Source organism: Stenotrophomonas sp. P5_B8 (assembly GCF_054049855.1).
This window is the reverse complement of record NZ_JBFULO010000122.1, coordinates 1-10,216: the sequence shown is the minus strand read 5'-3', so window position 1 is coordinate 10,216 and position 10,216 is coordinate 1. Positions and strand designations below refer to the sequence as shown.

Sequence of the window (10,216 nt, the reverse complement as noted above, 5' to 3'; positions counted from 1 at the left end):
ACCGTACCCCGCTGAAGAACGTGCGTGGCCTGGGCGCCGCCAAGACCGGCACCGAGCACTTCGTGATGCAGCGCCTGACCGCCACCGCGCTGGTCGGCCTGACCATCTGGTTCCTGGTGTTCGTGCTGAGCCTGATCGGCGCCGATTACGTGACCGCCACCGACGCGGTGTCCAAGCCGTGGAATGCGGTGCTGCTGGTCGGCTTCCTGGTCGCGATGTTCTGGCACGCCCAGCTCGGCCTGCAGGTCGTGCTGGAAGACTACATCCACAACTCGCTGCTGGCCCTGGCGCTGCAGACCACGGYGAAGTTCATCGCCGTGCTCGGCGCGATCGTCAGTGTGTTTGCGGTCGCCCGCATTGCGCTCGGCGTTGCCTGAGTCCAGGCACCAAGACAGGAATCCAGATTAGATGTCCGCTTACAAGATTACGGAACACAAGTACGACATGGTCGTGGTCGGCGCCGGCGGTGCTGGCCTGCGCGCTACGTTCGGTCTTGCCGCCAAGGGCCTGCAGACCGTCTGCCTGACCAAGGTCTTCCCGACCCGTTCCCACACCGTGGCCGCGCAGGGTGGCATCTCCGCCGCGCTGGGCAACATGGGTGAGGACGACTGGCGCTACCACTTCTTCGACACCATCAAGGGCTCGGATTGGCTGGGTGACCAGGACGCGATCGAGTACATGTGCCGCGAAGCGATTCCGGCCATCATCGAACTGGAGCACTACGGCGTGCCGTTCAGCCGTACCGAAGAGGGCAAGATCTACCAGCGCCCGTTCGGCGGCATGACCACCAAGTACGGCGAAGGCCCGTCCGCGCAGCGTACCTGCGCCGCCGCCGACCGTACCGGCCACGCCATGCTGCACACGCTGTACCAGCAGTCGCTGGCGCACAACGCGCGCTTCATGATCGAGTACTTCGCCCTCGACCTGATCTTCGATGACGAAGGCGTCTGCCGCGGCGTGCTCGCCCTGGACATGGCCGACGGCTCGCTGCACCTGTTCCGCGCCCACGGCGTGGTGCTGGCCACCGGCGGCTACGGCCGCGCCTACTTCAGCGCCACCTCGGCCCACACCTGCACCGGCGACGGCGGCGGTCTGGTCATGCGTGCCGGCCTGCCGATGCAGGACATGGAGTTCGTGCAGTTCCACCCGACCGGTATCTACGGCGCCGGCTGCCTGATCACCGAAGGCGTGCGCGGCGAAGGCGGCATCCTGCGCAACAGCAACGGCGAGCGCTTCATGGAGCGCTACGCACCGCACTACAAGGATCTGGCCTCGCGCGACGTGGTGTCGCGTTCGATGACCATTGAAATCCGCGAAGGCCGCGGCGTCGGCGAGCACAAGGACCACATCCTGCTCGACCTGACCCACCTCGGCCCGGGCGTGATCGACGACAAGCTGCCGGGTATCGCCGAAAGCGCGCGGATCTTCGCCGGCGTGGACGTGCACTCCCAGCCGATCCCGGTCATCCCGACCGTGCACTACAACATGGGTGGCATCCCGACCAACTACCACGGCGAAGTCGTGCGCAAGGTCGGCGACAACCCCGATGCGGTGGTGCCGGGCCTGTATGCGATCGGCGAAGCGGCCTGCGTCTCCGTGCACGGTGCCAACCGCCTGGGTTCGAACTCGCTGCTGGATCTGGTCGTGTTCGGTCGTGCGGTGGCCAACCGTTGCGCTGAGACCATCAAGTCCGGCGCGCCGCACAAGACCCTGCCGTCGGATGCGTGCGACAAGGCGCTGGGCCTGCTGGACAAGCTGCGTTACGCCAACGGCGACACCCCGACCTCGGTCATCCGCGACAACATGCAGCGCACCATGCAGAACGATGCAGCGGTGTTCCGTACCAGCAAAACGCTGGAAGAGGGCTGCGCCAAGATGTCCGAAATCTTCGACTCCTTCCAGGACGTCAAGGTGACCGACCGCTCGCTGGTGTGGAACTCGGACCTGATCGAAACCTACGAGCTGAACAACCTGCTGCTCAATGCGGTGGCAACGATCAATTCGGCCGAACAGCGCAAGGAAAGCCGTGGCGCGCATGCGCATGAGGACTTCCCGGACCGCGACGACGTCAACTGGCAGAAGCACACGCTGGTCAACGTCGACGACAACGGCAAGTGCAGCTTCGACTACCGTCCGGTGCACATGTACACGTTGAGCAAGGACGTGGACGTGGTGCCGCCCAAGCCGCGCGTTTACTAAGAGACCTGCGGCATGACCTCCGTCCACGCAGCGCTCGCGACCACCGCCACCCACCCGGGTGGGGTGGTACGTGCGCCGCTGGCCGGCGGTGTCGACTTCCTCATCTTCCGTGCAACCCGCGCCTGCTTCGCAGCGCGAGCCGCCTGAGCCAACGAGAACAGCCATGGCCGAGTTTTCCCTCCCCAAGAATTCCAAGATCGGAAAGGGCAAGCACTTCCCCGCCAAGAGCGGTGCGAAGAACACGCGCACTTTCAAGATCTACCGCTGGAGTCCCGACGACGACAGCAACCCGCGTACCGACACGTACGAGATCGACCTGGACAGCTGCGGCCCGATGGTTCTGGACGCGCTGATCAAGATCAAGAACGAGGTCGATCCGACCCTGACCTTCCGTCGTTCGTGCCGCGAGGGCATCTGCGGTTCGTGCGCGATGAACATCGACGGCACCAACACGCTGGCCTGCACCCGCGCCATCGCCGACTGCGGCAAGGCCGAAGTGCCGATCTACCCGCTGCCGCACATGAGCGTGGTCAAGGATCTGGTTCCGGACCTGACCCACTTCTACGCGCAGTACGCCTCGATCAAGCCGTGGATCCGTACCCAGACCCCGCCGCCGCCGGATCGCGAGCGCCTGCAGTCGCCGGAAGACCGCAAGAAGCTCGACGGCCTGTACGAGTGCATCCTGTGCGCGTGCTGCTCGACCAGCTGCCCGAGCTACTGGTGGAACGGCGAGCGTTACCTGGGCCCGGCGATCCTGCTGCAGGCCTACCGCTGGATCGTCGACTCGCGCGATGAAGACACCGGTGCGCGCCTGGACGAGCTGGAAGACCCGTTCAAGCTGTACCGCTGCCACACCATCATGAACTGCTCGCGGACCTGCCCGAAGGGCTTGAACCCGGCGCTGGCCATTGCCGAGATCAAGAAGCTGATGATGGCGCGCCGCGCCTGATTGAGTGGTTTCAGCACCGCCCGCGCGCAGGCGCGGGCGACATCGGCGGCACCGACCGGAAGGTCTGGTGCCGCTGTCGTTTCGGGCGACCCAGCGGTCGCCGCCTTTATGGATGCATCCACGTCGATGGACGAAGCCACTGAACTGAAGAAGCTGCGCTGGCGTTGCCGCCGCGGCATGCGCGAGCTGGACCAGCTGTTCGGCCGTTACCTGGACCGTTGCTGGTTGCAGGCCCCTACCGAAGAGCGCGAGGTTTTCCTGTTCCTGCTGGAGAGCGAGGACGATAAGTTGTGGCGCTGGTTCATGGGTTACGAGGAGTGCCCGCATGCCCAGCCCGCCGCGCTCATCGCCCGGATCCGCGCCCTGCCGGCTTGAGTGGCGCCCCTCGCGCTGGCAGTGCGGGGCGCAGCTGCTGATCACCGCGCTGGCGCCTTGGGCGCTGTGCAGCAGTGACCTGCCCGCCGGGCTGCGCTGGCCCGCATCGCTGCTGGCCCTGTTGTTGGGCGGGGCCGAGGCATGGCGGTATTGGCGGACGCCGGCGCAGCGCATCGTGATTCTGCCTGGTGAAGCCTTGGCACAGGTAGACGGCAAGGCCGTCGAGGACCTGCAATTGTCCGATCGCGGGGTCCTGCTGCAACTGGCCTGGCGCCAGCAGGGGCGGCGGCGCTGGCGGCTGTTCTGGCCCGATACGCTGGCGCCGGCGTCGCGACGTGAACTGCGTCTGGCCGTCCGCGCACACTGCATTTCCCGTTCACGTCCGGCAGTGGCACCATAGCCTGAATTGTCCGGCGCACCTGCATGTTCAAACCCATCCCTGTTTCAATCGGTCTGCGCTATCTGCGCGCCAAACGCCGCAACGGTTTCATCTCCTTCATTTCGATGGCCTCCATCCTCGGTATCGCCCTTGGCGTTACCGTGCTGATCACCACGCTGGCGGTGATGAGTGGTTTCCAGAAGGAAATCCGCGACCGCCTGCTGCAGATGACCGCCCATACCACCATCACCACCGACGGCGCGCCGATGTCGGACTGGCAGCGTGCGGTGGATACGGCCAAGAAGGATCCGCGCGTAGCGGGTGCCGCGCCGTATATCGAGATCCAGGCCATGCTCAGCGGTCCGCGCGTGCAGGGTGCGATCGTGCAGGGCATCGATCCGGCGCTGGAGCCGGGTGTCTCGGTGATCAACCAGAAACTGGTCAAGGGCAGCTTCGACAGCCTTACGACCGGCAGCTACAACCTGCTGGTCGGCAAGGAGCTGGCGATCTGGCTGGGCGTGGATGTCGGCGACACCGTGCTGGTGACGCTGGCCGAAGTGCAGGGCACCCCGGTCGGGGCGATGCCGCGGCTGAAGCGCTTCACCGTCAGCGGCATCTTCGAGGCCGGCTACAACGAAATCGACAAGGGCGTGGCGTTCGCCAACATGGCCGACCTGGAGCGCGTGCTGCGCATGGACGGGGTCACCGGCGTGCGGCTGAAACTGCATGACATGGACAAGGCGCTGGACGTGGGCGTGGACCTGGCCCACACCCTGGGCGGCGGTTACCGGGTCAGCGACTGGACCCAGCAGAACGCCAACCTGTACCACTCGCTGCGCATGGAAAAGGTGGTGATGGGCATCCTGCTCTCGCTGATCATCGCCATGGGCGCGTTCAATCTGGTGTCCTCGCAGGTGATGCTGGTCACCGACAAGCAGGCCGACATCGCCATCCTGCGCACGCTGGGGCTCACCCCGGGCGGGGTGATGCAGGTGTTCATGGTGCAGGGCTCGCTGATCGGCATCATCGGCACCGTTGCCGGCGTGATCGGCGGCATCACCCTGACCTTGAACCTGGAGCGCATCCTCGGTGCGATCGAAACCCTGTTCAACGTCAAGCTGCTGCCGGAGGACGTCTACTACATCACCGGCCTGCCGACCGACATGCAGACCCCGGACATCATCGTCATCACCGTGATCGCGCTGGCCATGAGCTTCCTGGCCACGCTGTACCCCGCGTGGCGCGCCGCCCGCACCCAGCCGGCGGAGGCCCTGCGCTATGAATGAGCCGATCAACCGCGGCGATGAAGTGATCCGCGCCGAAGGGCTCGCCAAGACCTATGCCGAAGGTCGCATGCAGACCCCGGTGTTCAACGGCCTGGATCTGAGCGTAACCGCCGGTGAGACGGTGGCCATCATCGGTGCCTCCGGCGCCGGCAAGAGCACCCTGCTGCACCTGCTGGGCGGGCTGGATACGCCGACCGCCGGTGAGGTGTTCGTGGCCGGCCAGCGCATGTCCGGGCTGTCTGACGGCCAGCGTGGCCAGCTGCGCAACCGCGCGCTTGGCTTTGTGTACCAGTTCCACCACCTGCTGCCGGAATTCACCGCGCTGGAAAACGTGATGATGCCGGGGCTGCTGGGCGGCGAAGCGGTGGCGACGGCCAAGAGCCGCGCGCAGGCCCTGCTGGAATCGGTCGGGCTGGGGCATCGGCTGGAGCACAAGCCCGGCGAGCTGTCCGGCGGCGAGCGCCAGCGTGCCGCCGTGGCGCGCGCGCTGGTCAACCGGCCGGCGTGCGTGCTGGGCGACGAGCCAACCGGCAACCTGGACGACAAGACCGCCGGCACCGTGTTCGAGCTGATGCTGGAGTTGAACCGTGCGTACCACACCAGCCTGGTGCTGGTGACCCACGACCGCAGCCTGGCGCGCAAGCTCGACCGCGTGCTGGAGCTGCGCGAAGGGCGCCTGCACGCACTGGCCCACAGCCAGGTCTGAGCTGGCCGCTGAATGGCCGGCGCGACCATGGCGCCGGCCTCACGCGAGGGGTGCATCATCGGCGCATTCATCCCCGATGGAGGCGCCATGAAGACCCTGATCGCAACCGCCGCGCTGTGCCTGACCCTGGTCGGCTGCGCGACCACCGGCCGCTTGAGCGGCGATGAGCGGCTGGCCCTCTACCGTGCCCATGCCGGCCCGCCGCAGCAGGACATGCCGCTGTACGGATCGTTGTCGGGTTGGACCGAACTGGGCGACAGCGCGTTGGCAGTGTGGACGCGGCCGAGCGAAGGCTATCTGCTGGAACTGCGCGGGCCCTGCCAGGGCCTGGACTACGCGCCGGCGATCGCGCTGACCAGCAGGGTCGGGCGGGTCTCGGCACGCTTCGACAAGGTGCTGGTGCGCGACCCGACCCAGGGCCCGATGAACATGCCGTGCTTCATTGACAGCATCCGCAAGCTGGATGTGCAGGCCCTGCGTTCCTCGGAGAAGCAGCTGCGCCAGGCGCAGGTGCAGGAGCGCGAGGAAGCCCAGGCCGCGCCGGCGAAGTAACTGCGTGCCGGCCGTTCGGCCGTCGCGTAGGGCGTCTCATGATCGGTCGTTGCGTCCCGGCCACTGCCGCGCGCGCGGGCGGAGAATGCATGGCAGCGGGGTGCCGCCGGAGGAGCCGATCGCTGCCGGCTGCAGGTCGGCAGCGCGCTGGAATCACGCCTCGGGAACGAATCCGGCCGGCTTCTCGGCGTCCTTCTCGAACAGGTATTTCACCAGCTCGGTTTCCAGGAACGCGCGGTGCTTGGGATCGCGCGGCGACAGCCGGTTTTCGTTGATCAGCATGGTCTGGTGCGCCAGCCAGGCACTCCAGGCGCTCTTGCCGATGCCGTTGAAGATGCGCTGGCCCAGTTCGCCGGGGTAGGGCACGAAGTCCAGGCCTTCGGTGTCGCGTTGTTCGTACTGGCAGAAAACGGTGCGGGGCATGGCTTACTCGGAATCGGGTGAGGATGGTGCGCGTCGCATTGTACGGCGCTTGGGCGATGCGGGCGGCGCGCCGGTCTCCAGCAGCTTGCGGATCGGGGCGGGCAGGCCAAGCGTGGCCAGTGCCTGGGCATCGACCCAGCGCAGGCCGGGATCTTCCGCGCGCAGGCCCTGCACCCGGCACACCAGTACCTGCAGGTGCAGCCGGTAATGGCTGAAGGTGTGCTGCAGCACCGGCAGCGGCTCGGCATCTTCCAGCGAACCGTCGATGTGCGCGTCGAACCAGTCCTGCAACTGCATGCCGCTGTCGGCCTGCGGCAGCGTCCACAGCTGTGCCCAGATGCCGGTGTCCGGCCGCTTCTGCAGCAATACGCGGCCGCTGCCGTCGCGCAGCAGCAACGCCACCGCCTCGCGTTCGGGCAGGGTCTTGCTCGGTTTGGGCGTGGGCAGCTGGTCCGTGCGGCCTTCGCGGCGTGCCACGCAGTCGTCCTGCAGCGGGCAGATCGCGCACGCGGGCCGGCTGCGGGTGCAGATCGTCGCGCCCAGGTCCATCTGCGCCTGGGTGTAATCGGCCAGGCGCGCGTCGGGCACATGCTGTACGTGTGCTTCGGCCAATGCCCACAGCATTTTTTCCACCGCCGGCAGGCCGGGGAAACCCTCGATGCCGTGGTAGCGGGTCAGCACGCGTTTGACATTGCCGTCGAGGATCGCAAAGCGGTCGTTCCAGGCCTGGCTGAGGATCGCGCCTGCCGTGCTGCGGCCGATGCCCGGCAGCGCATGCAGCGCATCGACATCGCGCGGCAGCTCGCCGCCGTGCAGCTCGACGCAGCGCTTGGCCGCCGCATGCAGGTTGCGCGCGCGGGCGTAGTAGCCCAGCCCGGCCCACTGCGCCATCACCGCATCGTTGCTGGCGGCCGCCAGGGCGGGCAGGGTGGGGAACACCTGCAGGAATTTCAGGAAGTAGGGGATGACCGTGCTGACCTGGGTCTGCTGCAGCATGATCTCCGACAGCCACACCCGGTACGGCGAGCGTGGATGCTGCCACGGCAGATCATGCCGGCCGTGGCCGTCGAACCACGGCAGCAGGCGCGCGACGAAGGCATCGTCGGTGGGCGTGGGGGCGCTGGCGGTTGGCTGGCGTGGCAAGGGGATTCCCGGTGAGGGGGTAGAGCCACCCCATGGGTGGCTGCGCTGAATCTGGCTGCGCCGGCCGCCGCATAAGCGCGGGCCAGCCTKGTCGAGCAGCCACCCATGGGGTGGCTCTACCGGAGGCGCGCGTATGTCCCGCGCGCCGTCCGGTCAGCCGCCCAGTGCGTCGGGCAGCAGCGCGTCGACGAAGGCTTCTGGGTCGAACACGCGCAGGTCTTCCGGACGCTCGCCGATGCCGGCGAAGCGGATGGGAATGTTGAACTCGCGCGCCAGCGCGAACACCACGCCGCCCTTGGCGGTGCCGTCCAGCTTGGTCACCACCAGCCCGGTCACGTTGACCGCGGCATGGAACTGACGCAGCTGCGAAAGCGCGTTCTGGCCGGTGGTGCCGTCGATGACCATGAGCACTTCGTGCGGGGCGGCCGGGTCGATCTTGCCGAGCACGCGGCGGATCTTGCCCAGTTCGTTCATCAGCCCGCCCTGGGTGTGCAGGCGGCCGGCGGTGTCGGCGATCAGCACCTCGGTGCCGCGCGCCTTGCCGGCCTGCAGGGCGTCGAACGCCACCGACGCGGCGTCGGCGTTCTGGCCCTGCGCGATCACGGCCACGCCGTTGCGCTCACCCCAGGCCTGCAACTGGGCCACGGCGGCGGCGCGGAAGGTGTCGCCGGCGGCCAGCATCAGGCTGTGGCCGTCGTCCTTGAAGCGCTTGGCCAGCTTGCCGATGGTGGTGGTCTTGCCGACGCCGTTGACGCCGACGGTGAGCACCACGAAGGGCTTGGCGTTGCGGTCGATGACCAGGGGCTTGGACACCGGCTGCAGGATCGCGATGAGTTCGCCACGCAGCGCGGCCAGCAGCGCGTTGGCATCGGCGAATTCGCGCGCCTTCATGCGCTTGCGCAGGCCTTCGACCAATGCGGTGGTCGCACCGACACCAACGTCGGCGGTGATCAGCGCGGTTTCCAGTTCATCCAGCAGGTCGTCGTCGAGCTTGGGGTTGCGCGAAAACAGACCGCCGAAGCTGCGCGCGATGACGCTGTTGCGCAGCCGGTCGCGCCAACCGGGCTTGCCCGGCGCGGCGGCGGGGGCGCTGTTGTCATCGGGCACGGTGGCCAGCGGCTGCGCGGCTTCCTGCACGATTTCGCTGGCGACCAGCACCGGCGGCGGCAGCGGGGCGGCGATCGGTTCGGCGATGGCGACCGGGGCGGTCTGGACGATGGGTGCGACCGGTGCCGCAGGTGCCGCTACGACCGGCGCCGTCGGTGCCGCAGGTGCTTCCACGACCGGTGCGGCCGGTGCCGGGACGACCGGCGGCGCCGCTTCCGCGGGCGCAACCGGCGCGACCGCTGGTGCAGGCGCGGCCACCGGCATGACGACGCTGGGAACCGTGGCAGCCGGCGGCTGGACGGGCGCGGGCGCCGACGGGCCGTCTTCACTGGCCTGCGGGAACGCCGCTGCCAGCTCTTCGGCCGAGTAGTGCTGGGTCTTGGGCGCGTCCTGCGGAGCGTCCTGGGGCTTTTTGCGACGGAAGAAACTGAGCATTGGATTCGGCGCTGAAATCAGGGGGATATGCTACCACTGCGCCCTTGGACGGCAGTGCGAACGTGGGGTGGTGCAGTGTCGGCGGGCAGCCGACCAACGGTCGGCTCTACAGTCTGTGGTGGTKCGGCCGTTAACGGCTTTGGATGCCTGCGTCATCGGACGCCGGCCATGCATCGTGGAGTGCAGCAGCGTGAACGTGATGTCCATTGCCAGCTCGGGCATGCGTGCCGCGAGCCTTGGGGTACAGGCCGCTGCGGCCAACGTGGCGCGTTTGCCGGTGGAGGCTTCCCCCCGGATCGGGGTGGCACAGAGCTCGGTGGTCGGAGGCGGGGTGCAGGCCAGTCTGGTCGAGGGCGTGCCCGATCCCGGCGCACCGGTTTCAGACCTGCTTGCCGCAAAGGWCGCGGTGCTGACCTTCAGTGCCAACGCCGCGTTGATCCGCCGCAGCGACCAGATGCTCGGCGCGTTGCTGGACGAGCGCGCCTGAGACCGGATCGACGCAGCTGACCGGGGGCGCCGGCCGCTGGCCGGCTCCCTGCAGTCACCGGTAGTGCCGGCCGCTGGCCGGCTCCCTTCAGTCACCGGTAGTGCCGGCCGCTGGCCGGCTCCATGCACATGTTTCCGAAGTTAATGTAGTGCCGGCCGCTGGCCGGCTTCATGCA

Annotated in this window: 12 protein-coding genes; 9 read left to right on the top strand and 3 right to left on the bottom strand. The window is 67.7% G+C overall.

The features are described 5' to 3' along the window. The 8 genes from sdhD to ACXJKH_RS09025 all read left to right on the top strand — a co-directional run. The coding region (gene sdhD, locus ACXJKH_RS09060) for a succinate dehydrogenase, hydrophobic membrane anchor protein (protein WP_457319175.1) at positions 1-377 on the top strand (377 nt) is incomplete at its 5' end. A gap of 31 nt (positions 378-408) precedes the next feature. Next, positions 409-2,199 (top strand): succinate dehydrogenase flavoprotein subunit, encoded by a 1,791-nt coding sequence (gene sdhA / locus ACXJKH_RS09055; RefSeq protein ID WP_256774069.1) that lies wholly within the window; start codon positions 409-411, stop codon positions 2,197-2,199. A gap of 163 nt (positions 2,200-2,362) precedes the next feature. After that, positions 2,363-3,148 (top strand): succinate dehydrogenase iron-sulfur subunit, encoded by a 786-nt coding sequence (locus ACXJKH_RS09050; RefSeq protein WP_038689041.1) that lies wholly within the window; start codon positions 2,363-2,365, stop codon positions 3,146-3,148. 126 nt (positions 3,149-3,274) lie between these two features. Then, positions 3,275-3,523, top strand: coding sequence for an FAD assembly factor SdhE (locus ACXJKH_RS09045; RefSeq protein WP_128095617.1), 249 nt, complete (start codon positions 3,275-3,277; stop codon positions 3,521-3,523). Further along, a complete protein-coding gene (locus ACXJKH_RS09040) occupies positions 3,474-3,923 on the top strand; it encodes a hypothetical protein (protein WP_256774067.1) in 450 nt (149 codons plus the stop codon). Before ACXJKH_RS09045 ends, ACXJKH_RS09040 begins: the two co-directional genes overlap by 50 nt. A 23-nt stretch (positions 3,924-3,946) precedes the next feature. Continuing rightward, positions 3,947-5,188 (top strand): lipoprotein-releasing ABC transporter permease subunit, encoded by a 1,242-nt coding sequence (locus ACXJKH_RS09035; RefSeq protein WP_256774066.1) that lies wholly within the window; start codon positions 3,947-3,949, stop codon positions 5,186-5,188. After that, positions 5,181-5,894 carry a lipoprotein-releasing ABC transporter ATP-binding protein LolD gene (lolD, locus tag ACXJKH_RS09030; protein ID WP_256774065.1) on the top strand — a complete coding sequence of 238 codons (714 nt, stop codon included), beginning with the start codon at positions 5,181-5,183 and terminating at the stop codon, positions 5,892-5,894. The genes ACXJKH_RS09035 and lolD overlap by 8 nt, the downstream gene beginning before the upstream one ends. Before the next feature lie 87 nt (positions 5,895-5,981). Next, on the top strand, positions 5,982-6,446 hold the full coding sequence (locus ACXJKH_RS09025) for a DUF6491 family protein (RefSeq protein ID WP_457319174.1): 465 nt from the start codon (positions 5,982-5,984) through the stop codon (positions 6,444-6,446). 153 nt (positions 6,447-6,599) lie between these two features. Here ACXJKH_RS09025 and ACXJKH_RS09020 read toward each other — a convergent pair whose 3' ends face one another. The 3 genes from ACXJKH_RS09020 to ftsY form a co-directional block, all read right to left on the bottom strand. Then, positions 6,600-6,869 (bottom strand): oxidative damage protection protein, encoded by a 270-nt coding sequence (locus ACXJKH_RS09020; RefSeq protein WP_038689032.1) that lies wholly within the window; start codon positions 6,867-6,869, stop codon positions 6,600-6,602. 3 nt (positions 6,870-6,872) lie between these two features. Beyond that, positions 6,873-8,012, bottom strand: coding sequence for an A/G-specific adenine glycosylase (mutY, locus tag ACXJKH_RS09015; protein ID WP_457319173.1), 1,140 nt, complete (start codon positions 8,010-8,012; stop codon positions 6,873-6,875). A gap of 153 nt (positions 8,013-8,165) precedes the next feature. Then, entirely contained in the window at positions 8,166-9,554 is a 1,389-nt protein-coding gene (gene ftsY / locus ACXJKH_RS09010; RefSeq protein ID WP_457319172.1) for a signal recognition particle-docking protein FtsY, read from the bottom strand. Between the two features lie 199 nt (positions 9,555-9,753). On the opposite strand from ftsY, the gene ACXJKH_RS09005 reads away from it, so the two are divergent. Further along, positions 9,754-10,041 carry a hypothetical protein gene (locus ACXJKH_RS09005; protein WP_457319176.1) on the top strand — a complete coding sequence of 96 codons (288 nt, stop codon included), beginning with the start codon at positions 9,754-9,756 and terminating at the stop codon, positions 10,039-10,041. Positions 10,042-10,216: the final 175 nt, after the last annotated feature.

Excerpts from the sequence above, each read along its gene's own strand:
- ACXJKH_RS09050 (WP_038689041.1), top strand. The coding sequence starts at position 2,363 with ATGGCCGAGTTTTCCCTCCCCAAGAATTCCAAGATCGGAAAGGGCAAG.
- sdhA (WP_256774069.1), top strand. The coding sequence starts at position 409 with ATGTCCGCTTACAAGATTACGGAACACAAGTACGACATGGTCGTGGTC.
- ACXJKH_RS09040 (WP_256774067.1), top strand. The coding sequence starts at position 3,474 with ATGCCCAGCCCGCCGCGCTCATCGCCCGGATCCGCGCCCTGCCGGCTT.
- ACXJKH_RS09045 (WP_128095617.1), top strand. The coding sequence starts at position 3,275 with ATGGACGAAGCCACTGAACTGAAGAAGCTGCGCTGGCGTTGCCGCCGC.
- ACXJKH_RS09020 (WP_038689032.1), bottom strand. The coding sequence starts at position 6,869 with ATGCCCCGCACCGTTTTCTGCCAGTACGAACAACGCGACACCGAAGGC.
- ACXJKH_RS09035 (WP_256774066.1), top strand. The coding sequence starts at position 3,947 with ATGTTCAAACCCATCCCTGTTTCAATCGGTCTGCGCTATCTGCGCGCC.
- ftsY (WP_457319172.1), bottom strand. The coding sequence starts at position 9,554 with ATGCTCAGTTTCTTCCGTCGCAAAAAGCCCCAGGACGCTCCGCAGGAC.
- lolD (WP_256774065.1), top strand. The coding sequence starts at position 5,181 with ATGAATGAGCCGATCAACCGCGGCGATGAAGTGATCCGCGCCGAAGGG.
- ACXJKH_RS09025 (WP_457319174.1), top strand. The coding sequence starts at position 5,982 with ATGAAGACCCTGATCGCAACCGCCGCGCTGTGCCTGACCCTGGTCGGC.